Here is a 25,752-nt window from a genome sequence, read left to right as displayed (position 1 = left end):
CACTAATTGTCCCACTCTCGGCAACTAAGGGTAGGCTGTCGCCTCGCCGCCCTTCGGTCTTTCGCCCACAACGACGGGCCTACTCGTCTCTTGGAAAATGCGGCATTGCTCTCTAGACTTCGCCCGCGGCGGGAGGCCGCGGCGAGGGAGGGAGGAGCCCGCGTTTCGTGAAGCAGCGTTTTCGTATCCTTGTCTGGCTCGTGCTCCTGCCGGCCGTCCTCTCTGCGGTGATCGTGCCGGGCGGAGCGCTCGCGACCCGCAGTTACATGGACGAAGCATCGCTGCAGGCGGGTTCGGCGCTTCGCCTTGCCGCTTCGGCGCTGCGGGGGCACCTGAGCCGTTACGAGCCGCTGCCGGCGCTGATCGCCGATCACGAGGATATCAAGCACCTGATCAGCGACCCCGACGACAGGACGCTGCGCCAGGCGGCGAACGCCTATCTCAAGGATATCAACGGCCTGCTGGAATCCTCGGACATCTATGTGATGAAGATGGACGGGGACACGATCGCCGCCAGCAATTTCGACGGGCCGAAGAGCTTCGTCGGGCAAAACTTCAGCTACCGGCCCTATTTCCAGGACGCGGCCAGGGGCGGGCAGTCGCGCTTCTACGCGCTCGGCACGACGTCGCTGAAGCGCGGCTACTATTTTGCCTCGCCGATCCGCGTGGACGGAGAGATCCGCGGCGTCATCGTCTTCAAGGTCGACATCGATACCATCGAGGCCAGCTGGCAGGGCGGCGAGTACAAGATCTTCGTCTCCGACCCGGAAGGCATCATCTTCATGACCGGCAGCCCTGAATGGCTCTATTCGGCCATCCTGCCGCTGACGCCGGAGCGGCTCGAACGGACCCAGGCCTCGCGCCGCTATGCCGAGGCGGTGCTGAAGCCGCTGCCCTTTCACGCAAACGAGACGACGGGGCACCGGCTGATCACGCTTGCCGACGGCGGTGCTGCGCGCGAATACCTGGCGCTGTCCCAGTACATGCCCGAGGCCGACTGGACCGTCAGCGTCCTGATGGACACGAGTTCGGTGCGCACCCAGACGCGCACGATGCTGATCGCGGTGCTCCTGTTTCTGGGCCTGGCGGGGCTTGCGGTCGCGATCGTGATCCAGCGGCGCGCCCGGGCGCAGGAGCGCATGCGCATGCAGATCGAGGCGCGCAACGAGCTGGAGCATCGGGTGGAGCAGCGCACCGCCGATCTGGCGCGCGTCAACCGGCGCATCGAACTGGAAATCGCCGAGCGCCGAATGACCGAGCAGAAGCTGCGCGAGACCCAGGCCGACCTCATCCAGGCAGGCAAGCTCGCCGGTCTCGGCCAAATGTCGGCGGCGCTGTCGCACGAACTGAACCAGCCGCTGGCGGCGGCCAAGACCTATGCCGACAGCGCGGCGATGCTGATTGACCGCGACCGTGTCGACGAAGCCCGCGACAATGTCCGGCGCATCTCCGGGCTGATCGACCGCATGGCCTCGATCAGCCGGCACCTGCGGAACTTTGCCCGCAAGCCCAACGAAAAGCTCGGCCCGGTCGCGCTCTCGGCCGTGATGACGGATACGCTGGAGATCGTCGCCGCCCGCCTGAAGTCCGCCGATGCGACCCTTCTGATCGATCTCGGAGAGACGCCCGCCGTGGTCCATGCCGGCTCGGTGCGGCTGCAGCAGGTGCTCGTCAACATCATCACGAATGCCGCCGACGCGGTCGAAGGATTGGCGGACCGCCGCATCCACATCGATGCCGTGCGCAGTGGCAGCAGGGTGGCGATCACCATCCGCGATCACGGGCCGGGCGTGCCCGCGGCGATCGTGGAACGCATCTTCGATCCCTTCTTCACCACCAAGGGTGTCGGCCGTGGCCTTGGGCTCGGCCTTTCGATCTCCTACAACATCGTCAAGGATTTCGGCGGCAGCCTCTCGGTGTCCAATCCGCCTGACGGGGGCGCCGAATTCTGCATCGTGCTCGACGCCGCTCCGGCCCTCAGCGAGGCCGCCGAATGAGCGCAAGCCGCATCCTCCTCATCGACGACGAAGAGGAAATGCGCCGTTCCTCGGCGCAGGCGCTGGGCCTGTTCGGGCTGGAGGTGGTGACCTTCGCCAATGCTGAGCCGGTGCTCGAGCGCGTGGGCTACGGGTTTGACGGCGTAGTGGTCAGCGATATCCGCATGCCGGGAATGGACGGCATGACGCTGCTGCAGCGGATCCGCGAAATGGATGCCGAACTCCCGGTGATCCTCGTCAGCGGGCATGCGGACGTGCAGCTCGCCGTCACCGCCATGCGCGCCGGCGTCTACGACTTCGTCGAAAAGCCGTTCACCGCCCAGCAACTCGCGGCCATCATCCGGCGCGCGCTGGACAGGCGCAGCCTCGTTCTGGAAAACCGCCGGCTGCGCGCGGTCGCCGGCAAGCGCGACGACGTCGAGGCACGGCTGCCGGGACGCACCCAGGTGATGGTGGACCTGCGCTATCGCCTGCGCGCGATCGGCGCGACCGACGCCGATACGCTGATCATCGGCGATACCGGCGTCGGCAAGGAAGTCGTGGCGCGGGCTTTGCACGACATCAGCGCTCGCGCCGACAGGCCGCTGATCGCCATCAATTGCGCGGCCTTGCCTGAAAACCTGATCGAGAGCGAGCTGTTCGGCCACGAGGCCGGCGCCTTCCCGGGGGCGTTGCGTCCGCGCTACGGCAAGTTCGAGCACGGGCGCGGCGGAACCATCCTGCTCGACGAGATCGGCTCGATGCCGATCGAACTGCAGGCGAAATTCCTGCGGGTGCTGCAGGAGCGGGTGATCACGCGGCTCGGCTCGAACGAGCCGGTGCCGCTCGACGTGCGCTTCATCGCGACGAGCAAGGTGAACCTGGAAGGCGAGGTGGCGGCAGGCCGCTTCCGCGCCGATCTCCTCTACCGGCTCAATGTCGCGACCCTGCACGTGCCGTCGCTCGCCCAGCGCCGGGCCGACGTCCCCCTTCTCTTCCTCCAGCTTGTCCGCGAGGCGGCCGCCCGCTACGGCCGCAGCGACATCGAGGTGCCGCCGGAGACGGTGACGGAGATCGCCGGGCGCAGCTGGCCCGGCAACGTGCGCGAGTTGCGCAACGCTGCCGACCGGCTGGTGCTCGGCCTCGAGCCGCAGCGAGAGGACGGCGTCGAACAGAGCCAGAGGCTGTCGGACAAGGTCGCCGCCTATGAACGGAGCCTCATCGCCAGCGCGCTTTCTGCCCATGGCGGCAGCCTGCGCCCGGTCTATGAAATGCTGGGGATCTCGCGCAAGACGCTCTACGAGAAGATGCAGAAGCACGGCCTCGACAAGAACATTCGCTCCGATGGAGGCGACTATGCCTGATGGCGTCCACGCCTGAGCGCCCTGCAATGGGTGGAAATCCACCCATTGCAGGGCCCGTTTGTCCCCGGTCCCACACATGAAGCGATACATGCCGTAAGATTTTCGCATGCCGGAACGGGCTGGTCGGTTGTTCCATGGGGCGGCTGTCCCACAGTTTCCGCATCCATGACCGGGGCGGAGGGAGCCGCGCCGGCAGGCCAATATCGGGGAGGATCGCAATGAAGGTATTGAACACCGTATTCGGCATGACGGCAGCCGCCGCCATCGCCCTCATTTCCACGTCGGCATCCGCGCAGACCTATCCGGACCGGACGATCACCATGGTCGTTCCCTTCTCCGCCGGCGGTCCGACCGACACCGTGGCGCGCCTCGTCGCCGAATCCATGTCCAAGGACCTCGGCCAGCAGATCGTCGTCGAGAATGTCGGCGGCGCCGGCGGCACGCTCGGTGCCGGCCGCGTCGCACAGGCCGATCCGGACGGCTATACCATGCTGCTGCACCATATCGGCATGGCAACGAGCGCCACGCTCTACCGCAAGCTCGCCTACGATACGCTGAACGCCTTCGAATATGTCGGCCTCGTTACCGACGTGCCGATGACGATCGTCGCCCGCAAGGACTTCGAACCGACCGACCTCAAGGGCCTCGTCGAATACGTCAAGGCCAACAAGGACACCGTCACCGTTGCCAATGCCGGCATCGGCGCCGCCTCGCACCTGTGCGGGATGTTGCTGATGAGCGCGATCGACACGCCGCTCACCACGGTTCCCTACAAGGGCACGGGTCCGGCCATGACCGACCTGCTCGGCGGCCAGGTCGACATCATGTGCGACCAGACCACCAATACGACGAAGCAGATCCAGGGCGGAACGATCAAGGCCTATGCAGTGACCTCGCCGGAGCGCCTGGAAGTCCTGCCGGAGATCCCGACCGCAGCCGAAGGCGGGCTGGCCGATTTCCAGGTCGGCATCTGGCATGGCGTCTACGTCCCGAAGGGCACGCCTGCGGAGATCGGCGAACGCCTGTCGAAGTCGCTGCAGGTGGCACTGAAGGATCCGAACGTCGTCGCCCGTTTCGGCGAACTCGGCACGGTTCCCTCGCCGGAAGCCGATGCGACGCCGGCAGCCCTCAAGGCCAAGCTAGAGAGCGAGATCGCCCGCTGGAAGCCGGTGATCGAGGCCGCCGGCCAGTACGCCGACTGACGTTGAACGTACATGGCCGCCCGCGAGACCTGCGGGCGGCCATGCCGCATCCGGCGCCGGCATGAACCGATCACCTTAGTGAGGCTGCGGGCGCGATGGAGAATTCTGCAGGCCGCCGCGTCGGACTGTCCGAAACCGGCGGCACATGGCGGTCGCGGCCGCGCCCAGGGGGAAACATGAGATCATTGACATTCGACAGCGCCAACGCGCTCTGCGGCGCGCTCTTCATCGGGCTGGGCGGCTTCTTCATCTATCAGAGCCTGGACCTCGAGATCGGCACCGCGCTGCGGATGGGTCCCGGCTATTTCCCGCTGGTGCTGGCCGTCATCCTCACCCTTCTCGGCGCGGTCATTCTCGTGCAGTCGACGCGGGTCGAGGGCGAGCCCTTCGGGCCGATCGCGCTGCGCGGCATAGCCTTCATCCTGCCCGCGCCGATCTTTTTCGGGCTGACAGTGCGGGGCTTGGGCTTTGTTCCCTCTCTGTTCCTCATCGCCCTGATCGCCGCCTTCGCCTCGGCGAGAATGAAAGCGCCGATGGCGGTCGTTCTCGCGATCTCGATCACCCTCTTTTCCGTGGTCGTCTTCAGCTATGCGCTCGGCCTGCCCTTCCAGCGCTTCGGCCCCTGGGTCCGGTTCTAGGAGACGCACATGGATCTCTTCAGCAATCTCGCGCTGGGCTTCTACACGGCCGCCTCACCTGAAAACCTTCTCTTCTGCCTGATTGGCGTGCTGCTCGGAACGCTGATCGGCGTGCTGCCGGGGATCGGCGCGACGGCGACGATCGCCATGCTCCTGCCGATCACCTTCCAGCTCGAGCCCGTCTCCTCGCTGATCATGCTGGCCGGCATCTACTACGGCGCGCAATACGGCGGCTCGACCACGGCGATCCTCATCAACATGCCGGGCGAATCGTCCTCCGCCGTCACCGCCATCGACGGCTACCAGATGGCCCGGAAGGGCAGGGCGGGTGCCGCCCTTTCGATCGCGGCGCTCGGCTCATTCTTCGCCGGCACGGTCTCCACCTTCCTGGTGGCGATCTTCGCCATCCCGCTGACGGTGATCGCGCTGAAATTCGGTGCGGCCGAGTACTTCTCGCTGATGGTCGTCGGCCTCGTGTCCTCCGTGGCACTCGCGCACGGCTCGATCGTCAAGGCGCTGGCGATGGTCACCCTCGGGCTGCTGCTCGGCCTCGTCGGCACCGACATCTATACCGGCACGCCCCGCTTCACCCTCGGCATCCGCGAATATGCCGACGGGCTGAATTTCGTCGCCGTCGCCGTCGGCGTCTTCGGCGTGGCGGAGATCCTGCGCAACCTGGAAGGCGAGAAGACCCGCACGGTGCTGATGGCGAAGGTCAGCGGCCTGTGGCCGACGCGCGACGACTTCAGGCGCATGTTCGGCCCCGTTTTGCGCGGCACGGCGATCGGCTCGGCGCTCGGCATCCTTCCGGGCGGCGGCGCCATCCTCGCGGCGTTTGCCTCCTACACGGTGGAGAAGCGCATTTCGGACACGCCGCAGGAGTTCGGGCAGGGCGCGATCGCAGGCGTGGCAGGGCCGGAATCGGCCAACAATGCCGGCGCCCAGACCTCGTTCATTCCGCTTCTGACGCTGGGCATCCCGGCCAACCCGGTCATGGCGCTGATGGTCGGCGCGATGATCATCCAGGGGATCGTGCCGGGTCCGAACGTCGCCGCCGAGCAGCCCGCCCTCTTCTGGGGCATCATCGCCTCGATGTGGATCGGCAACCTGATGCTCGTGGTTCTCAACCTGCCGCTGATCGGCCTCTGGGTGAAGCTGCTCACCATCCCCTACTACGTGCTGTTTCCGATCATCATGGCCTTCTGCTCGATCGGGGTCTACAGCGTCAATTCCAACGTCTACGACCTCTACGCGGTCGCGTTCTTCGGTTTCGTCGGCTACGTGCTGGTCAAGCTGCGCTGCGAGCCGGCGCCGTTGCTCCTGGGCTTCGTGCTCGGGCCGCTGCTCGAGGAGAACCTGCGCCGCGCCATGATCCTGTCGCGCGGCGACCCGACCACCTTCGTCACCCGCCCGATCAGCGCCATCCTGCTCCTGATCGCGCTGGCCGTGCTCGTGGTGGTGTTCCTGCCTTCGGTGAAGGCAAAGCGCGAGGAGGTCTTCCAGGAAGAGGACTGATGCTATGCCTCGTCCGGCAACGACACGCCGCTGCAATGCTTGTCCTCCGTGTTTGCGGTTGACGAATCCGGCCTCAGACTGTTGAACGCTGCTTGTGTTCGCAACGCGGTGCCGCGGCCGGATAGGGCATGCGGAGCGCCGCGCCGGCGAACAGGAATTGCCATCTGCGCCGCCGGCTGCCCGGTGGCGGTCAGGAAAGGACGCGGAGATGACCAGGAACATCGGCCAGTCGATTGCGACGCTTTCGGCCCGCATCCAGTCGGGGGCGCTGGATCCCGTCGCCCTGGCCGAGGAGACGCTCGACGCCATCGCCGGCTACGGGGACGGATCGGTCTTCGTTGCGCTGACGCGGGAGCGGGCGCTGGAGGAGGCCAGGGCGGCCTCGCGGCGTGTTCGCGACGGCCGGTCGCTCGGCCTTCTCGACGGCATCCCCGTTGCCTGGAAGGACCTGTTCGACCTTGCAGGTCTTGCGACGACGGCAGGCTCGAAGGTGCTGGCTTCCGCCGAACCCGCCACCGGCGACGCGGCCATCGTCGGCGCACTGAAGGCTGCGGGCATGGTGGCGGTCGGTCGGGTCAACATGAGCGAGTTCGCCTTTTCGGGCCTCGGCATCAATCCGCACTACGGCACGCCGCGCAATCCGGTCTCGAAGGATACGGCCCGCCTGCCCGGGGGCTCGTCGTCCGGGTCGGGCGTCGCCGTCGCAGCCGGCCTCGTCCCGGTCTCGATCGGCACGGACACCGGCGGCTCCGTGCGCATCCCGGCCGCCTTCAACGGCATCGTCGGCTACAAGGCGACGCGCGGGCGCTACGACATGCGGGGCGTGTTTCCGCTGGCCGGCAGCCTCGATTCGCTGGGGCCGCTCTGCCGGACCGTGCAGGACGCGATCTGGATCGATGCGGCGATGCGGGGACGGACCGCTTCCGAGGTGGCGCGGGGGAGCGTTCGCGGACTGTCACTGGTGGTGCCGGAAACCGTGGTGTTCGACGATATCGAGGACGGGGTCGCGTCCGCGTTCGAGCAGGCGCTGGAACGGCTGTCCCGGGCGGGGGCGAAGATCCGCCGTCAGGCCTTTCCCGTCTTTCCGGAGATCTTCCAACTGACCGCAAAAAACGGCGCCCTTGTCACGGCCGAAGCCTTTGCCGTCCATGCGGCGCGCCTTGCCGGACCCGAGGCTGCAGGCATGGATCCGCGCGTCGTCGTTCGCACGCGGCTGGGCGAGAAGATCACCGTGGCCGGCTACATCGAGATCCTGCGGACGCGGGAACGGCTGATGGCCGAGTTCGCAGCCGGCCTCGGCCCCGGCGAACTGATCGTGTCGCCGACGGTGCCGCACGTCGCCCCGCCGATCGCGCCGCTGATCGAGGACGATGCGCTGTTCTTCAGGACGAACGGGCAGACCCTGCGCAATCCGTCGATCGGCAATTTCCTCGACTGGTGTGCCGTCTCGATCCCGTGCGGTGTCGGCGATGCCGGCATGCCGGTCGGGTTCCAGGTCGCGGCGCTGGCCCATGAAGACCTGCGTCTGCTTTCCGCAGCGCTTGCCGCGGAAGACGTGATGCGGGGCGTTGATATCCGGTAGGTCGGCGGCGGGCGGCGAAGGTGTAGGCGATCAAGTCGCCGGTTCCAGTTGCAGCTTCAGGCCGTGATAGCGTTCGAGCGTCCGGACGACGTCTGCGCGTTCTTCGGCCTTGCGTTCCGTGTCCCACCCGAGCGCAGCACCGGCGACCGTGGCGATCGCTGCTAGGTCGGCCGCGGTCAGGGCCCCCTGGATCGCCAGCGTCGTCCTCCGCAGCACGATATCGCCCAGATGCTCGACGAACTCGTTGCGTGCGATCCAGTCGATCTCGGCAAGGCTGTAGCCCGTCGCGTCCGGCAACCGTTCCAGATCGGAATACGGCGATCGATGCGACAGGATGGAGCGCGCCGTGGTTCCGTAGCGCGACAGCAGTTCTTCCACCCTTTCCTGCGGGCGACCCGTCTTGGACGCGACCTCTCTTGCCCATTCGGCCCGTTCCGCCGGACCGGGGGGAAAGTCCTTGCCCCCGCCGATCGCGAGGTCGCGGGTCGACCTGCCGCGCGGGCGCTGCAGTCGCTTGAGGATCGTGTCGGCCACCTCCTCCGCAAAGCCGCGGAACGTCGTCCACTTGCCGCCGACGAGCGAGACGATGGCGAAGGGCCGGTCCGCCTCCGGCTCCAGCATCGGCGCCGAATGGTCCCGGCTGATGAGTCCGGGCGCGGAGGCGTCGGAGGCGGGCAGGGGTCTTATGCCGCTGTAGCTGTAGACGACCTGGTCACGGCTGAAGGAAAGGGCGGGCAGCAGCGAAGCGAGGCTTTCCAGGAAATAGGCCGTCTCGGTTTCCTCGCAACGGACATCGTCGGGATCGTCGCTGGGAATGTCGGTCGAGCCCACCAGCGCCAGGCCGAGATAGTCGTAGACGAGGCAGATGCGTCCGTCGTCGGCCTCGAAATAGATCATGTGGCCGTTGAGGCTTTTCACCAGTTCCGGATGGTCGAGCAGGATGTGGGATCCCTTGGTTCCGCCGATCAGGTGAGAGGGCGCGCCGAGCGCCTCGTTTACCCGGTCGATCCAGGGACCGGCGGCGTTCACGACGAGCCTGGGACGGACGGATAGCGTGCTGCCATCGGGGCGCCGGAAATCCAGGCTGCCGTCCTTCGACGACAGGAGCGTCGTGAAATTCAGCGCCGCCGCGTTCGGGTTCGCGCCAATTCCGTCGGCGACCAGTTCGTAGACAAGCCGCTCCGGCCGACTGATCTTCGCATCGTAGTAGATGCCGCCGGCGACGATGTCGGGTGTGACCTTCGGCATTTCGGCCAGCGCGCGCCGGCGCAGGAGCAGCCGGTGGCGCGGCATCACCTGGTTGCGCGAGCCATAGAAATCGTAGAGCGCCAGCCCGATCTTGACGAGCACGGCGCCGCGGCTGCGCGGCGCGGTGGTCGAGCCGAAAAGCGTGCGAAGGGCGGCCCAGATCCCGCGCGTCCAGGAGAACACCGGGATGAAGGTCGGCAGCGGTGTGACGCAGTGCGGCGCGTTCTTCAGGAGCAGGTTGCGCTCCAGCGTCGACTGAGCCACCAGCCCGAACTCGCCGGTCTCCAGATACTTCAGGCCGCCATGGATGAGGCGCGATGGTGCCGCGCTCGTGCCGGAGCCGAAGTCGGCCTTGTCGACGATCAGGCAGCTGACGCCCTGCAGGCTGAGGTCGCGGAAGAGCCCCGCGCCGTTGACGCCGGCGCCCAGGATGACGACGTCGACGCCGTCCTCGGCCAGTTTCGAAAGGCGCAGGTCCATGTCGGCGGCGGTCTCGGTCATTTCGGATATTCCAGGTCTTCAGGCATGGGACGGGGGAGGGGGAGAAGCAGGTGTCGTCGGGCGATCAGCCGCGCGGCGGGCCGTCGGAGGCGGTGAGTTGCGAGATGCGCGGCCAGAGCGGCGTCATTGCCTGCGCGATATCGCAGAACAGTCGGTAGCGCTCCTCGTAGTGACGGCTGCGGACGGGATCGGGCCGGCAGGTTCGGGACAGGCCTGCGAGATCGCGCGGATCGCTCTGATGGTCGGGGAAGATGCCGACGCCGGCGCCCGCGCAAAGGGCCGCACCCCAGGCCGCGGCTTCGTCCGTATCGGTGACGGTGACGGGCATGTCGAGCACGTCAGCGAACATCTGGGCAATGGCCGGGTTGCGGGAGATGCCGCCGGTGAGGCGCGCCTCCTCGAAGGAGAAGCCGGCGCGCAGGGCATCGACATGGATGCGGTGATTCATGGCGATGCCTTCGAGCACCGCGCGCAGCATGTCGCCCCGGCCATGCCAGCCGCCGAGGCCGGCAAAGCCGGCACTGGCGGCCGCGCCGTAGGGCGAGCCGAACAGATAGGGATGGAACAAGGCCGTCGAGGGCCGCGCGAAGGCCGCCTCGATCTCGGGCGCGAGCAGGGCGTGGACCGAGCGGCCGGTCGCCTCGGCCTGCGCGACTTCGGCCGCGCAGAGCCTGTCGAGGAACCAGTCGTAGTTGGCGGTCGAGGCCGGCGAGATCGACATGTTGTGCCACTGGCCCGGAACGATCGCGTTGCGGCAGAACCACCGGTCGTCGACGCGGGGCTCGAAGGACACCGTCTCGTTGATCGAATAGGTTCCGGCGATCACCGCGACGATGCCGGGCTTGTGTCCGCCGATCCCGAGCGCAGACGCGGTGACGTCGTGCAATCCGGCGACAACAGGGGTGCCCTCGGCAAGCCCGGTGCGGCGGGCGACTTCCGCCGTCACCCGGCCGACCACCTCGTCGGAACGGGCGGCGGGCGGCAGCGCATTGCGCAGCGCCTCCAGCCCGAAGAGCCGAAGCGCATCCTGCGAATAGTCCTGGGTCCGGACATCGGTGAAGGACGTGCTGGCCTCCGTCCGGTCCGCGCCGATCGTGCCTGTCAGGCAGTAGCGCAGCCAGTCCTTGCAACTCAGGACGTGGGCGATCCTGGCAAATCGCTCAGGCTCGTTGTCGCGAACCCAGGCGAGCAGGGCTGCCGGCGCGGAGACGTGCGGACCCTGTCCCGTCAGCTCGATCGCCTGCCGGGCGGTGCCGTCCTCCTGCCAGCGCTCGACGATCGCGCCCGCCCGGCTGTCGAGCGACAGCATCGCCGGACCGAGCGGCCTTGCATCGGCGTCGAGGAGGTAGACGCCGTCGCCATGCGCGGTGGCGGCGATGGCCTGGATATCCGATGCCGGCCGGCCGCTCGCACGGATCGCCTCTGCGATGGCCTCGGCGGTTGCGGTCCACAGTTCATCCATATCGCGCTCGACATGGCGGGGCTGGAGAATTGATTGCGAGACCCGGCGACGGGCGACGGCGACGGGCGTGCCGTCGATGTCGAAGATGGCGGCCTTGGTGACGGTCAGGCCGCTGTCGATGCCGAGGATGCTTGGCATGGTAAACTCCAGGCGGACGCGGGGGACCGCTCTTTTCCCGTCCTGCGGCGAAACGCGAGGACCATTCTTGACGTGCGGCGGCGCCCTGTGGAGTCGGGCTTCCGTCAGGGGCGGGCGGCGCCGGATCCGGCAACCACCACGTTGATGCCCTTCGATTGCAGCCGGTCGAGGTGCTCGACCGGCGTATCCTCGTCGACGATGACGACGTCGAATTCCGAAAGGGCGGCGAAACTGTGCAAGGCGCGCCGCTCGAACTTGGTGTGGTCTGCCACCAGGATCCGCCGGGCGGCGCAATCGAACATGGCCCGCTTGGTCTCCACCATTTCCGCCGACTGGTGGAACACGAAGTCGTCGGTGATGGCCGACATCGACATGAACGCGATGTCGGCCCGCAACCGGCGGATCTCGCGGACCGTCATGTGGCCCATGAAGGCGTTGCACCAGGTGTAGAACTGCCCGCCGAGGCCGAGAAGCGTCAGGTCGCGCACGCCCCTCAGCGCGTTCATGACATTGAGCGAATTGGTGATCGCCGTCAGCGGCACCTTGGCCGGCAGGTGGGCGGTCATCTGGAGGACCGTCGTCGAATCGTCGAGGAAGATCGATTGACCGGGTTCCACGTAGCGCATGGCCGCCTCGGCGAGGTTCTTCTTCTGCGCCGCCTGACGGTTGGCGCGATAGACGTCGCTGGCTTCGATCAGGCTGGTGGGGGCGGCCGAGACGATGCCGCGGGACTTGCGGAAGATGCCGCGGCTGACGAGGTCGTCGACATCCCGGTGCGCCGTCATCAGGCTGATGCCGAAGCGTCCGGTGAGGTCCTCGATGCGCAGCGATCCCTCGGCCATGACCGTTTCGGCGATCAGTTGCCGGCGCACCAGCTGGCGGGCGTGCCGACTGTCGCTCGGCATCGGTTCCGAAAGAAGCTGCTCGACATTCGCTTTCCTGGTCACGATCGCTCCGCCATTCGCCTGGGCGTGCACGCTGTCAGCCAGACGTTGTCCGATGGGAAATTCTGCTTGCCGGCGACCCATGCCGGCCTTTCGACAGGCATGGCCATCTCGCAGGTAGCGGAAGAGGGGCGCCGGGCGGCGCCCCTCCTCATGGATGTCACTCCGACAGGACGAAGGGAGCGGTGTACTTGTCGACGTTGTCCTTGGTGATCAGGAGGCAATCGAACAGCTGCTTCTCGCTCTTGGCGCCGGTTTCGCCCGTCTTGATGAAGTTGTCGGCCTGCTTGACCGCTTCCTCCGAGAAGATGGCGACCGGCTGCAGGACCGTGTACTGGAGGTCACCGGCCTTGATCGCTGCGACCGCATCCGGCGAACCGTCGAAGCCGCCGACCTTGATGCCGGAAAGCTTGCCGGCTTCCTTCAGGGCTGCGATGGCGCCCAGCGCCATTTCGTCGTTGCCGCTGATGACGCCGATGATATCCGGGTTGGCCTGCAGCATGGACTGCATCTTGGCATGGCCCTTGGTGCGGTCCCAGTCGGCCACTTCGCGGGCGGCCTTGACGAGGTCCGGATACTGCGTCAGCACGGTCTCGTAGCCGTTGGAGCGGGTGGCGGCGTTGTTGTCCGAAGGCGCGCCGAACAGCTCGACATAGTTGCCTTCCTGGCCGACGCTCTCGACCCACTGGGTGGCGCCGAGGGCGGCACCCTGGGCGTTGTTGGAGACGAGCTGCGCCTTGGCGAGGCCTTCCTGGTTGATCTCGGCATTGACGAGGAAGACCGGGATGCCGGCGGCGACGGCCTTCTTCACCGCACCGACGGAGCCGTCGGCGTTTGCCGGATCGAGGATGATCGCGACCGACTTGTTGGTGATCGCGGTGTCGATCAGGTTGCTCTCGGTGTTGGTGTCACCCTTGTGGGCGCCGACGGTGGCCGTGTAGCCCAGCTTCTCGGCCGTCGCCTTGGCGACTTCGCCCTCGGTGTACCAGTAGGGGTTGGACGGGTCGTTGACGATGATCGTCATCAGCCCTTCCGCCCAGGCGGTGCTGACCAGCAGCGGAGCCGCTGCGACGGCGGCGAACAGGATGCGCATTCCCTTCTTGAACATGTCTCTCTCCCTTTCAATCAGGATGGTGGTGCCGGTCGCCCGGCGTTGCTTTCCGCAATCGGCTGGCCCTCTGGACCCTCACTGGCCGTTGCGGACAAGGTCTCTTGATCCCTCCGGCCGCGGCTAACGGCGGCTGTACTGGATGCTGTTGAGCAGGACGGCGAGCACGATGACGGCGCCGGTGAAGACGGTCTGCCAGTAGGAGGATACGCCGATGATGACGAGGCCGTCCGAGAGGAAGCCGATGACGAAGGCGCCGAGCATGGTGCCCTGGATCGTGCCGCGGCCGCCGGTGAGTGCTGCGCCGCCGATCACGACGGCGGCGATCGCCGTCAGCTCGTAGGTCGTGCCCGCGGTCGGTCCCGCCGAGGTCAGCTGCGAGGACAGCACCAGGCCGGCGATGGCGGCGCAGATGCCGGACAGCACGTAGACGGTGATCTTGACGCGCTTGACGGGAACGCCGGAAAGCTCGGCGGCGCGTTCGTTGCCGCCCGAGGCATAGAGCCAGCGTCCGAAGGAGGTGCGGTTCAGCACCACCGCGCAGATGATCGCGAGTGCTGCAAGCACCAGCACGCCGATCGGGATGCCGAACAGGCGGTTGAAGCCCAGCCAGTCGAAGCCGGTGTTGCCGAGTTCGGGGCGGCCGCTGAGGTTGTTGTAGGTCAGGCCATTGGTCATCAGCAGCGCCACGCCGCGGGCGCAGTAGAGCACGCCGAGCGTCGCGACGAAGGCCGGCACCCGGAGGTAGGCGATCAGCACGCCGTTGACGGCGCCGACGAAGGCGCCGAGCGCGCAAGTCAGCACGACGACGGCCCAGACCGGCGGATAGAGGATGACGCCGAGCTGCTCAAGCTGCACACCCTGCATCAGGAAGCCGGCGATGACGCCCGAGAGCCCGAGCGTCGAGCCGACCGACAGGTCGATGCCGCCGTTGAGGATGACCAGCAGCATGCCGATCGCCAGCAGCCCGAAGATCGCCACGTGCGAGGACATGATGAGGAAGTTCTCGACCGTCAGGTAGTAGGGCGAAAGGATCGAGAAGACGACGATGATGGCAATCAGCGCGAAGAAGGCGCGGCCTTCCAGAAGCAGCTGGACGAGGCTGGTCTTGCGCTTGGTGCCGTTCGCGACGGATTTCTTGTCGGTTGTGCTTGTGACTGACATGTCAGTGCTCCATGATTTCCGTCTAGTGAGCGACCACGGCCTCGCCCGAAGCGGCCATGATCTTCTCTTTCGTGACATTCGATCCGAACTCGGCGGAAATCTTTCCGCGGTGCATGACGATGATGCGGTGGGCGATGCTGAGGCATTCGCCGACCTCGGAGGTGGAATAGAGGACGGCGAGGCCCTGCCTGGCCCGCTCCGCCAGAAGCTTGAACACCTCGCCCTTTGCGCCGATGTCGATGCCGCGGCTGGGCTCGTCGAGAAGGATCACCTTCGGATTGGTGGCGAGCATCTTGCCGATGACCACCTTCTGCTGGTTGCCGCCGGACAGGGATCCGATCGCCGCCCCGCCGCCATCGGTCTTGATGTGCACCTTGCGGATCGACTCGTCGATGAGGGCGCCTTCGCTGCTGCGCGAGGTGAACAGGCCCTTGGTGAAGGCGCCGATGCTGGCGAGCGAGAGGTTGCGACCGACCGTCATCGTCTGGACCAGGCCGTCGCGCTGGCGGTCTTCGGGGACCAGCACCAGGCCGAGCTCGATACGGTCGGCGATGCTGAGGTGGGAGACATCCTCGCCCTCGAGCAGCACCCGGCCGCTCGAAGCCTTGAGGCGACCGGCGACGCATTCGAGAAGTTCCGTGCGACCGGCACCCATCAGCCCGTAGATGCAGACGATCTCGCCAGCCTTGACGTTCAGCGACAGCCTGTCGACGACCGAATAGTCCGCGCCTGCGGGATCGGGAACCGTCAGCCCCTCGACCGCCAGCGCCACCTTGCCCATCTCGTGGCCCTCCGGCGGGGAGCCGAGATCGAAGTTTTCGCCCACCATGTTGCGGACGATCCATTCGAGGTCGATGTCCTTTCGCTTGGCAAAGGCCGTCATGTTGCCGTCGCGCAGCACCACCGCATGGTTGGTGATCTGCAGCGCTTCTTCCAGATGGTGGGAGATGTAGACGATCGACACGCCCTTGCTGTTGAGGTCGCGGATGACCTTGAACAGCACCTCGACTTCCGTGGCGCTCAGCGCCGAGGTCGGCTCGTCCATGATCAGGATACGGGAGTTGACCGACAACGCGCGAGCGATCTCGACGATCTGCTGCTGGCCGAGGCGGAGGTCTTCCACCAGCGTCAGCGGATCGATGTCTTCCTCGAGTTCTTCCATCAGCGCGCGGGTCTGGCGCTCCTCCTCGGCAAAGTCGACGCCGGTGGAGGTGGTGATCTCGCGGCCCATGAAGATGTTGTCGCGCACGTTCATGTTCGGCGCGAGGCTGAGCTCCTGGTGGATGATCGAGATGCCGCGGTCGCGCGCATCCGAGGACGAGGAGAAGCTGACCGGCTGGCCGTCGAGGAGGATCTCGCCGGAAGACGGTTGCACGACGCCGGAGAGGATCTTCATCAGCGTCGACTTGCCGGCGCCGTTCTCGCCGAACAGCGTGGTGACCTGGCCGCGATGGACGTCGAAGTTGACGCCCTTCAGCGCATGGACGTTGCCGTAGGACTTGGCGATGTTGCGGGCGGCGAGAACGACCTCGCGCGGATCGTCGAGGGAGGAGGGAACCTGGCTCATGCTCACTTCACTTCCAGCTTCACCGGCGTGACCAGCCAGCTCTTCGGGTTGACGAGCTTGAAGACGCCCGTGATATCCACGGTCTTGCCGGTGAGGTTCTCGACGTCGACGCCGGCCAGCACGGCCTTCTTCATTTCGTTGTTCAGGGCCGAGCCGGCGTCCTGATACTCGATCTGGTTCTTGAACTGGCCGAATTCGATTGTACCGGTCGCATCGCGCAGATCCGTTCCGTTGACCGCCGGGCCCGTCTGGACGCGGACCGTCAGTTCGCCCGGAAGGCCGTCGATCGTCATCGTGTGGTAGTTGGACTTGCGCTCGCCCACGGTCGCGGTGAAGGTCACGGGAATGACGGGGCCGATGCTCGTCGCTACGCCGTATTTCTCGCCGGCGGCGACCTTGTCGGCGGCGATCGCGGTCGCGACCTCCACGGCCGGGGCGGCGCGCTCCTCGATGCTCACCTTCACCTTCGGAAATTCCTCCGCGCCGTAGGTCTCGGCCGAGAAGCCCTGCTGGCGGACGTCGTTCTCCGAGCCGATCCGGACCACGGTCGTGTCGATGGCGATGGCGCCGAGGACGACGACGGCCGCGGCGAGGCTGGTGAGCAACGCAGGCGAAAACCGGGTCGGCTTGCGGATGGTGACTTCGGTTGGTGTGCTCATTTCAATCGACCTTCACTGGAAATGCTGACGATGCGGCGATGCGGCCGGCGACGCCCGACATGGCAGTGCGGGAACCGGCCGCCATCGGCGCCAGGCCGCTCAGCCTGTCAGGATGTGCGTCCGGACGCTGTGCGCAGGGTGTCCCGGCGGGCGAGGGCCCGTGCGTCGGCGATGATCATTGGGATTGCCTCCTCCTGTGGTTCGGGCGCGCCGTTTCCTCCACTCGCCCGTTTGTCGAAGGGCATTTCTGCCCGCCACGTCGGCGACATATGATATCAAAATGGTACCAATGTCGCCAATGATGTTATAATTACCGGACCCGTTTCAACCGGGCGATCATTCCTGCGTCTCGCTTCCGCCTGCGCTTCCTGCTGCCCCGGCGCCCGATGACGCGGCTGCGCAACCGAAGATTTTTGCTGCAACGCCGTCCGGCAACTACTGATCCCGCAAGAAATCGAAATGTCGGACGATGATATAAAGCATTGAAATACAGGGATTATGATCCGCCCGACTGTCTGTTGTCCCTCTCCCTTTGATGCCGCCTTGCCGGCGGACGTGCCGAGATCCCGTCAAGCTGTGCTGCATGGGTTTCTCATTTGGTGTCGGCTATCTTATATGAAAAAAATTACGACGCCAGAAAAATATTACGTTGATGGTGATATGTTTGTGATATAAGACAGTCGGGACGGCGAATGTCTGTTCGTATGGCTCCCCGCTCTTGCCGGGGAGGGTGCGCGGGAAGGGCGCATCGAAGCTGATCGTGCCTGGTGCCTGCCTCCGGCGGGCCTGAGCGGGCAGGGAGGATTTGACATGTTTCTGGCGGGCGCCTTCATGCCCTCGTCCGTCCCGCTCGGCGGGAGGGCTGTTCATGGCTGACGACAGCCGGGTGATCATCGGCATCGATGCGGGGACGTCGGTCATCAAGGCCGTTGCCTTCGAGATCGGCGGCAGGCAGCTCGCCGTGGCATCGGCGCGCAACAATTATTCCATGGCGGAGGACGGCGCGGCGACGCAGTCGCTGGCGCAGACCTGGCAGGATTGCCTGACGGCGCTTCGCGGACTTTCGGAGAAGCTGCCTGGCCTTGCCCGGCGCACGGCGGCGATCGCGGTGACCGGCCAGGGCGACGGCACCTGGCTCGTCGGCGCCGGCAACGAGCCGGTGGGCGATGCCTGGCTGTGGCTGGATGCCCGCGCGGCGCCAACGGTCCGGCAGCTTGCCGCCGGCGCCATGAACCGGGCGCGCTTCGAGGCGACGGGAACCGGCCTCAATACCTGCCAGCAGGGAACGCAGATGGCGCACATGGATCGCCATGTGCCCGATCTTCTGGGCCGGGCGGAGGTCGCCCTGCACTGCAAGGACTGGCTCTATCTCAACCTCACCGGCGTGCGTGCCACCGATCCCTCCGAGGCGAGCTTCACCTTCGGCAACTTCCGCAGCCGCCGCTATGACGACACCGTCATCGAGGCGCTCGGCCTGTCCCACCGGCGTGCGCTCCTGCCCGAGATCATCGAGGGGACCGAGACGACGCATCCGCTGACGCCCGCCGCGGCAGCGGCATCGGGCCTGCTGGCCGGAACGCCGGTGTGTCTCGGCTATGTCGACATGGTGATGACGGCGCTCGGCGCCGGCGTGCGCTCCGGCGGCGAGAACGCCGCCTGTTCGACGGTCGGTTCGACCGGCGTGCACATGCGCGCAAAGGCGGTTCCCGACGTGCAGCTCAATGCGGAAGGCACCGGCTATGTCATCGCCCTGCCGCTGCCGGGGATCGTCACGCAAGTCCAGACCAACATGAGCGCCACCATCAATATCGACTGGGTGCTGCAGCTTGCCGCCGACCTGATGGCGGAGGGCGGCCGCGAGACGAACCTGTCCGATCTCATTCCCCGCATCGACGGCTGGTTTGCGGCCAGCGCGCCGGGGGCCGTGCTCTATCACCCCTATATCTCCGAGGCCGGCGAACGCGGTCCCTTCGTCAATGCCGATGCCCGGGCCGGCTTCATCGGCCTGTCCTCGCGGCACCGGTTCCCGGACCTGGTGCGCGCCGTGGTCGAAGGGCTCGGCCTTGCGACGCGCGATTGCTACGCGGCGATGGGCGACACACCGGCCGAGCTGCGCCTGACCGGAGGGGCTTCGCGCTCGTCGGCCCTGCGCGGCGTGCTGTCGGCCGCGGTCAGGGCGCCGCTGCGCGTCTCCGGGCGCGAGGAGGCGGGGGCTGCGGGCGTTGCGATGATGGCGGCCGTCGCGATCGGCGCCTACCCCACGATGGACGATTGCATTGCCGAATGGGTGACGCCGCTTCTCGGCCGCCCAGAGCCGCCTGATGCCGAGCAGGCAGACCGCATGGACCGCCTCTACGGCGCCTATCGGCAGGCGCGGCTGGGGCTTGTGCCCGTATGGGACGCGCTCGCCGGACGCTAGCAGCATCGGCGAACCGTCGCGACCGGCGGAACGGAACGACACGGGATGCCGGACGCGCATCCGAAGGAGCAGGAAATGACAGAGAACACCATCTACGACCTGGTTGTCATCGGCGGCGGCATCAACGGTGCCGGGATCGCCCGCGACGCGGCTGGTCGCGGTCTGTCGGTCATCCTCTGCGAGAAGGACGATCTGGCGGAGGGCACGTCTTCGCGTTCCGGCAAGCTGGTCCACGGGGGCTTGCGCTATCTCGAATACTACGAGTTCCGTCTCGTCCGCGAAGCCCTCATCGAGCGCGAGGTGCTGCTGAATTCCGCCAGCCACATCATCTGGCCGATGCGTTTCGTCCTGCCGCACAGCCCGAACGACCGGCCGGCCTGGCTGGTTCGCCTCGGCCTGTTCCTCTACGATCATCTCGGCGGCCGCAAGCGCCTGCCGGGCACGCGCACACTCGACCTGAGGCGCGATCCGGAAGGTGCGCCGATCCTCGACGAATATACTAGGGGCTTCGAATATTCGGACTGCTGGGTGGACGACGCGCGCCTCGTCGTCCTGAATGCGGTCGACGCCGCCGAAAAGGGTGCCACGGTACTCACCCGCACGGCCTGTTTCAGCGCCAAGCGCGACCAGGGCGCCTGGATCGTGCAAATGCGCGACCAGACGACCGGCGAGGTCCGCACCGTCCGGGCGAAGGCGGTCGTCAACGCCGCCGGCCCTTGGGTCAACGACATCGTCGGGCGCGTGGCCGGCTCCAACAGCCGGCGCAACGTCCGCCTCGTCAAGGGCAGCCACATCATCGTGCCGAAATTCTGGAGCGGCCAGCAGGCCTATCTCGTCCAGAACCACGACAAGCGGGTGATCTTCATCAATCCCTACGAGGGCGACAAGGCGCTGATCGGCACGACCGACATCCCCTATGACGGCCAGCCGGAAGAGGTGACGGCGGACGAGAGCGAGATCGAATACCTGCTCGCCGCCGTCAACCGCTACTTCAAGGAAAAGCTGCGCCGCGCCGACGTCATCGAGAGCTTCTCCGGCGTTCGCCCGCTCTTCGACGACGGCAAGGGCAACCCGTCCGCCGTCACCCGCGACTATGTCTTCGACCTCGACGAGACCGGCGGCGCGCCGCTGCTCAACGTGTTCGGCGGCAAGATCACCACCTTCCGCAAGCTTTCCGAGCATGCCCTGCAGCGACTGGCGAAGTTCTTCCCGCAGATGGGCGGAGACTGGACGGCGGCCGCGAGCCTTCCCGGCGGCGAGATCCCGAATGCGGACTACATCGCCTTCTCCGAGACGTTGCGCCAGCGCTATCCCTGGATGCCGCGCGATCTCGTCAACCACTATGGCCGCCTCTACGGCGCGCGCACCGGAAAGGTGGTCGGCGGCGCGACGTCGGTCGCGGGTCTCGGCCGTCATTTCGGCGCTTCCCTCTACGAGGCCGAGGTCCGCTACCTGGTCGAGAACGAGTGGGCCCGCCGTGCGGACGACATCCTGGTCCGTCGCACCAAGCAGGGCCTGCACATGAACGAACAGCAGAAGGCCGATTTCAGGGCCTGGTTCGAAACCGAGATCGCGCAGGCCGCGTGAAGCCGGACCGACAGGAGAACGACATGGCCTTGACGCTATCCCTCAACACCAACCCGCTGGTGAACCGGTTCGCCGATCCCGACGGCCTGATCGACACGGTGGCGCGCGACCTGAAGATCCGCGACCTGCAACTGACGCATGAGTTCATCAATCCGAGCTGGCCGGCGCCGGTGATCCGCCGCCTGACGCGACAGATGGATGCGGCCCTGCAGCGCACCGGCGTGCGCGTGACCTCGGGCATGACCGGCCCCTATGGCCGGCTGAACCATTTCGGCCATCCGGACCGCGACGTGCGGCGCTATTATGTCGACTGGTTCAAGACCTTCGCCGACATCACCGCCGATCTCGGCGGCACGTCGGTCGGCACCCAGTTCGCGATCTTCACCTACAAGGACTACGACGATCCGGCCCGCCGCGAGGAACTGATCGAGATCGCGATCGACTGCTGGGCGGAAGTGGCCGAGCACGGCAAGGCCGCCGGGCTCGACTATGTCTTCTGGGAGCCGATGAGCATCGGTCGGGAGTTCGGCGAGACCATTGCCGCCTGCCTCGGCCTGCAGGAACGGCTGACGGCGGCGGACATGGCGATCCCGATGTGGATGATGGCCGACATCGACCATGGCGACGTCACCTCGGACAACCCCGACGACTACGACCCCTATGCCTGGGCGCGCGCCGTACCGAAGGTGTCGCCGATCATCCACATCAAGCAGAGCCTGATGGACAAGGGCGGACATCGTCCGTTCACGGCGGACTTCAATGCCAGGGGCCGCATCCAGCCGGAACCGTTGCTGGCCGCCTTTGCCGAGGGCGGTGCCGTCGACAACGAGATCTGCCTGGAGCTGTCCTTCAAGGAGCGGGAGCCGAACGACCGGCAGGTCATCGGGCAGATCGCCGAGAGCGTGGCGTTCTGGGCGCCGCATATCGACACCGGCGCTGCCGACCTGAAGGTCTAGCCGACACGCAACGCGCTGGCGGGGCCTCGATTTTTCGGGTGCATCGTCATTTTCGGTCGACGTCCGGGACCGAACAGTTCTATCAACCGCTTCGACGAAGCGGGAGGCAGGCATGCCGGGCGAAGAGCGCCATGGAGAAGGAAGCCGGTAGCGACCGATGACGGAAGCAGACGAATCACTTGCCGTGCGCGCGGCCTGGCTCCACTACGTGGCCGGGATGACCCAGGCCGAGGTCGCCCGCCGGCTCGGGCTGCCGTCGGTGAAGACACACCGCATGATCGCCCGCGCGGTGGCGGACGGCGTCGTGAAGGTGACGATCGACGGCGACATCGTCGAGTGCGTCGACCTGGAGATGAAGCTCGCCGAACGGTTCGGGCTGGCCTATTGCGAAGTGGCGCCCGATCTCGGCGAGGAGGGCGTTCCGTTTCGGGCGCTCGGCCAGGCCGGCGCCGGTTTCCTCAAGCGCGAGATCGAACGGGGCGAGCACAGGGTGATCGGGCTCGGCCACGGGCGCACGCTCTCGGCCGCGGTGCACCACATGCAACGCCTTCATGCCAAGGACCTGCATTTCGTCTCGCTGCTGGGCGGCCTGACGCGGAACTACACCGCCAACCCCTATGACGTGATGCACCGCATCGCCGAGAAGACCGGAACGCAGGCCTATGTCATGCCGGTGCCGTTCTTCGCCAACACCGCTGACGACCGCGAGGTGCTGCTGGCGCAGCGCGGCGTGCGCGAGGTGTTCGAGATGGCCAACAATACCGACCTGAAGTTCGTCGGCATGGGAACGGTCGATGCCGAGGCCCAGCTCGTCCAGTCGGGCATGATCGAGGCGCGGGAGATCGAGGAGATCGCCGCTGCCGGCGGCGTCGGCGAAATCCTCGGCTACTTCTTCGACGGGCGCGGGCGTATCCTCGACACGACGCTGACCGCCCGCACGCTCGCCGCCTCTTTCCCGCAATCGAAGACGGACCGGCTGGTGGCGCTCGCCGGCGGACTGGTCAAGGTCAATGCGATCAGGGCTGTGCTCAACAGCCGCCGCCTGCATGGCCTGATCACGGACGAGCGCACGGCCCGCGCGCTTCTCGAAACGGAATGAACCACACATCGGGCGGCGCCGGGCGCTGCCTCAACATGGGACGTGAAACATGACGACTGCACCGCAATTCTGGATCGGCACCAGCTGGAAAATGAACAAGACGCTCGCCGAAGCCCGCGTCTTCGCCGAGGGCCTGCGCGCCGCCGACGGGGCGCGTGACCAGCGGATCCAGCGTTTCGTCATTCCCCCGTTCACCGCGGTGCGCGAAGTCAAGGCTATGCTGGCCGATACTTCGGTCAAGGTCGGTGCGCAGAACATGCATTGGGCGGACCAGGGTGCGTGGACCGGCGAGGTCTCGCCGGTGATGCTCAGGGACTGCAATCTCGACATCGTCGAACTCGGCCATTCCGAGCGCCGCGAGCATTTCGGCGAGACCGACGAGACGGTAGGGCTCAAGACCGAGGCCGCCGTCCGCCACGGTCTCATCCCGCTGATCTGCATCGGCGAGACGCTGGAGGAGCGCGAAGGCGGCCGCGCCGCCGAGGTTCTCGCACAGCAGGTGCGAGGCGCGCTTTCGAAACTGTCGCCGGAGCAGAAGAAGGCCGAGATTCTTCTCGCCTACGAGCCCGTCTGGGCCATTGGCGAAAAGGGCATTCCGGCGACGTCCGACTATGCCGACGCGCGCCATGCCGAAATCATCGCCGTTGCCGAAGAAGTGCTGGGCCGCAGGATCCCCTGCCTCTACGGCGGCTCGGTCAATCCGGGTAACTGCGAGGAACTGATCACCTGCCCCCATATCGACGGGCTCTTCATCGGGCGCTCCGCCTGGAATGTCGAAGGCTACCTCGACATCCTCGGCAAGTGCGCCGCCAAACTCTAAGGAGGATATGCCATGAAACTTGCAGTAGCCGGAGACAGCGCGGGCGAAGGCCTCGCCAAGGTCCTTGCCGATCACCTGAAGGAACGCTTCGACGTGCACGAGGTCTCGCGCACGGATGCCGGTCCCGATGCCTTCTATGCCAACCTTTCCGACCGCGTGGCCTCGGGCGTGATCGATGGCACCTATGACAGGGCCATCCTCGTCTGCGGCACCGGAATCGGCGTCTGCATCTCCGCCAACAAGGTGCCGGGCATTCGTGCGGCGCTGACCCACGACACCTATTCGGCGGAACGGGCGGCGCTCTCCAACAATGCCCAGATCATCACCATGGGTTCCCGGGTAATCGGCCCCGAACTGGCCAAGGCCATCGCCGATGCCTACCTCGCCCAGACCTTCGACGAGAAGGGACGCTCGGCCGGCAACGTCGAGGCGATCAACGCCGTCGACGCGAAGTACAACGCCCGCTGATCGTGGCGCCGGCGATGCCGCGCTTGCGCGTCGGCATCGCCGCTTTGACGAACAGGCCTGCCACGGTCCTGCCGCGGCAGGTCAGGCGACGTTGGCCCGGGGGCCTTCTTCCTCGTCGGCAGACGCCTGCTCGGTGCGGCGCTGGAACAGGGCGGCGATCAGATCGGACTGGGTGACGATGCCGACGACGCGGTTGTGCTCGTTCACGACCGGCATGTGATGGAGGCCCATGTCGGCCATGGGCGGCACCAGCTTGGCGATCATCGTCCCGGGAAGCGCCGACTGGACGCGCCGCGTCATGATGTCGGCGACAGTGCGCGGCGTCTTCGAACGGCCTCCGAGGACGAGGCGGACCTTGTCGCCGAATCCGAACCGCAACTGTCCGTTTCGTCCAAGCGCAGAATTGTGCATGAAATCGGTCTGGGTGACGATGCCGACCAGCCCGTCCGCTTCCGTCACCACCGGCAGCGCCTTGATCCGGTGCTCGAGCAACAGGCGCCAAGCCTCCCGCAACGAGGTCTGCGGCGAAACCGTCGCCACGTCGCGGGACATGACCTCGCTGCAGGTGATCTCGCCGGACCGGCGATGATAGGCCCTGATCTGCGCCTGGTGCAGAAGCTCGTCAAGCACGTCGGAACTGATGTTGACCACCTCGTCATACTGCGCGAGCACGGCCTGGAGGTCCTCCGGCACGACGCCCAGCCGCTGCGTGGGGACCGGATCGGCGGTGTTGTGCGGATTGGCGGCGGCTGATGGCGCAAGATGCGGATAGCGCCGCCCGGTCGCGTTGTTGAAGGCGAAGGCCACGAGCAGGATGAGAGCGGAGTTGATGCCGACGGGCGTCAGGACGAACCAGTACCCCGCCTCGTGAACCGCCGGGCCGCCGAGAACGGCCGTCAAGGCGACCGCGCCGCTCGGCGGGTGCAGGCAGCCCATCATCATCATGGTTGCAATGGCAAGTGCCACGGCGACCGCTGCGGCGGCGACCGGGTCACCGATCACGAGCGCGCAGCTCACGCCGATGAAGGCGGCGATCGTGTTTCCGCCGAGGATCGACCAGGGCTGGGCGAGCGGGCTCGTGGGCGCGGCGAAGAGCAGGACCGCGGACGCCCCCATGGGTGCGATCAGCAGCGGCAGGCTCACATCGCCGGACCCCACGGCCATCGTGCTGACGAGGCCGGTCAGGAGAACGCCCACGAACGCGCCCACGGACGATCGAAAGCGTTCGTGCCGGCTGGTCGGGGCAATATCGGGGATCAGGCGCTTCAGAAAAGCACTGGCCTTGGACATGAAGACTCGCAGGAAATGCATATGCGGCTGGAATTTGGTCGATCA

At 66.5% G+C, this 25,752-nt stretch carries 20 protein-coding genes; 12 read left to right on the top strand and 8 right to left on the bottom strand.

Annotation, left to right across the window (positions count from 1 at the left end; all coding sequences use genetic code 11):
- Window positions 1-167: 167 nt before the first annotated feature.
- From OCK02_RS22750 to OCK02_RS22725, 6 genes are all read left to right on the top strand, one after another.
- Window positions 168-1,997 carry a sensor histidine kinase gene (locus OCK02_RS22750; RefSeq protein WP_263814991.1) on the top strand — a complete coding sequence of 610 codons (1,830 nt, stop codon included), beginning with the start codon at window positions 168-170 and terminating at the stop codon, window positions 1,995-1,997.
- Window positions 1,994-3,340: a sigma-54-dependent transcriptional regulator gene (locus OCK02_RS22745; protein WP_263814990.1), complete on the top strand. Its 1,347-nt coding sequence runs from the start codon at window positions 1,994-1,996 to the stop codon at window positions 3,338-3,340. The genes OCK02_RS22750 and OCK02_RS22745 overlap by 4 nt, the downstream gene beginning before the upstream one ends.
- Before the next feature lie 218 nt (window positions 3,341-3,558).
- Window positions 3,559-4,542, top strand: a complete 984-nt coding sequence (locus OCK02_RS22740; RefSeq protein WP_230807714.1) for a tripartite tricarboxylate transporter substrate-binding protein — start codon at window positions 3,559-3,561, stop codon at window positions 4,540-4,542.
- A 176-nt stretch (window positions 4,543-4,718) separates the two neighbouring features.
- Entirely contained in the window at window positions 4,719-5,180 is a 462-nt protein-coding gene (locus tag OCK02_RS22735; RefSeq protein ID WP_230807715.1) for a tripartite tricarboxylate transporter TctB family protein, read from the top strand.
- 9 nt (window positions 5,181-5,189) lie between these two features.
- The gene (locus OCK02_RS22730; protein WP_263814989.1) at window positions 5,190-6,695 is read left to right on the top strand and encodes a tripartite tricarboxylate transporter permease; all 1,506 of its coding nucleotides are present in this window, start codon (window positions 5,190-5,192) and stop codon (window positions 6,693-6,695) included.
- A 208-nt stretch (window positions 6,696-6,903) separates the two neighbouring features.
- Window positions 6,904-8,277, top strand: a complete 1,374-nt coding sequence (locus OCK02_RS22725; protein WP_263814988.1) for an amidase — start codon at window positions 6,904-6,906, stop codon at window positions 8,275-8,277.
- Between the two features lie 30 nt (window positions 8,278-8,307).
- Here OCK02_RS22725 and OCK02_RS22720 read toward each other — a convergent pair whose 3' ends face one another.
- The 7 genes from OCK02_RS22720 to OCK02_RS22690 form a co-directional block, all read right to left on the bottom strand.
- Entirely contained in the window at window positions 8,308-10,026 is a 1,719-nt protein-coding gene (locus tag OCK02_RS22720) for a glycerol-3-phosphate dehydrogenase/oxidase (RefSeq protein ID WP_263814987.1), read from the bottom strand.
- Between the two features lie 64 nt (window positions 10,027-10,090).
- Window positions 10,091-11,626 carry an FGGY-family carbohydrate kinase gene (locus OCK02_RS22715; RefSeq protein ID WP_263814986.1) on the bottom strand — a complete coding sequence of 512 codons (1,536 nt, stop codon included), beginning with the start codon at window positions 11,624-11,626 and terminating at the stop codon, window positions 10,091-10,093.
- Window positions 11,627-11,730: 104 nt separating this feature from the next.
- The gene (locus OCK02_RS22710; protein ID WP_412178900.1) at window positions 11,731-12,654 is read right to left on the bottom strand and encodes a DeoR/GlpR family DNA-binding transcription regulator; all 924 of its coding nucleotides are present in this window, start codon (window positions 12,652-12,654) and stop codon (window positions 11,731-11,733) included.
- 76 nt (window positions 12,655-12,730) lie between these two features.
- Entirely contained in the window at window positions 12,731-13,678 is a 948-nt protein-coding gene (locus tag OCK02_RS22705; RefSeq protein ID WP_230807720.1) for a D-ribose ABC transporter substrate-binding protein, read from the bottom strand.
- Window positions 13,679-13,801: 123 nt separating this feature from the next.
- On the bottom strand, window positions 13,802-14,842 hold the full coding sequence (locus tag OCK02_RS22700; RefSeq protein WP_263814985.1) for an ABC transporter permease: 1,041 nt from the start codon (window positions 14,840-14,842) through the stop codon (window positions 13,802-13,804).
- Window positions 14,843-14,864: 22 nt separating this feature from the next.
- On the bottom strand, window positions 14,865-16,409 hold the full coding sequence (locus tag OCK02_RS22695; RefSeq protein ID WP_263814984.1) for a sugar ABC transporter ATP-binding protein: 1,545 nt from the start codon (window positions 16,407-16,409) through the stop codon (window positions 14,865-14,867).
- A 2-nt stretch (window positions 16,410-16,411) separates the two neighbouring features.
- Window positions 16,412-17,068: a DUF2291 family protein gene (locus OCK02_RS22690; RefSeq protein WP_263814983.1), complete on the bottom strand. Its 657-nt coding sequence runs from the start codon at window positions 17,066-17,068 to the stop codon at window positions 16,412-16,414.
- Window positions 17,069-17,936: 868 nt separating this feature from the next.
- Between OCK02_RS22690 and OCK02_RS22685 the strand changes: the two genes are divergently transcribed.
- The 6 genes from OCK02_RS22685 (at window position 17,937) to OCK02_RS22660 (ending at window position 24,417) form a co-directional block, all read left to right on the top strand.
- Window positions 17,937-19,487 carry an FGGY-family carbohydrate kinase gene (locus OCK02_RS22685; RefSeq protein WP_263814982.1) on the top strand — a complete coding sequence of 517 codons (1,551 nt, stop codon included), beginning with the start codon at window positions 17,937-17,939 and terminating at the stop codon, window positions 19,485-19,487.
- 75 nt (window positions 19,488-19,562) lie between these two features.
- The gene (locus OCK02_RS22680; RefSeq protein WP_263814981.1) at window positions 19,563-21,074 is read left to right on the top strand and encodes a glycerol-3-phosphate dehydrogenase; all 1,512 of its coding nucleotides are present in this window, start codon (window positions 19,563-19,565) and stop codon (window positions 21,072-21,074) included.
- A 23-nt stretch (window positions 21,075-21,097) separates the two neighbouring features.
- On the top strand, window positions 21,098-22,030 hold the full coding sequence (locus OCK02_RS22675) for a sugar phosphate isomerase/epimerase family protein (protein WP_263814979.1): 933 nt from the start codon (window positions 21,098-21,100) through the stop codon (window positions 22,028-22,030).
- A 157-nt stretch (window positions 22,031-22,187) separates the two neighbouring features.
- Complete coding sequence (locus OCK02_RS22670; RefSeq protein ID WP_263814978.1) at window positions 22,188-23,129, top strand: sugar-binding transcriptional regulator; 942 nt, start codon at window positions 22,188-22,190, stop codon at window positions 23,127-23,129.
- A gap of 49 nt (window positions 23,130-23,178) precedes the next feature.
- Complete coding sequence (locus tag OCK02_RS22665; RefSeq protein WP_263814977.1) at window positions 23,179-23,949, top strand: triose-phosphate isomerase; 771 nt, start codon at window positions 23,179-23,181, stop codon at window positions 23,947-23,949.
- 12 nt (window positions 23,950-23,961) lie between these two features.
- Entirely contained in the window at window positions 23,962-24,417 is a 456-nt protein-coding gene (locus OCK02_RS22660; protein WP_263814976.1) for an RpiB/LacA/LacB family sugar-phosphate isomerase, read from the top strand.
- Between the two features lie 81 nt (window positions 24,418-24,498).
- On the opposite strand, the gene OCK02_RS22655 is transcribed toward OCK02_RS22660, so the two are convergent.
- A complete protein-coding gene (locus OCK02_RS22655) occupies window positions 24,499-25,707 on the bottom strand; it encodes an HPP family protein (protein WP_263814975.1) in 1,209 nt (402 codons plus the stop codon).
- Window positions 25,708-25,752: the final 45 nt, after the last annotated feature.

The organism is Rhizobium sp. TRM96647 (assembly GCF_025780115.1).
Lineage (GTDB): Bacteria > Pseudomonadota > Alphaproteobacteria > Rhizobiales > Rhizobiaceae > Mycoplana.
This window is presented reverse-complemented; position numbering and strand designations above follow the sequence as displayed.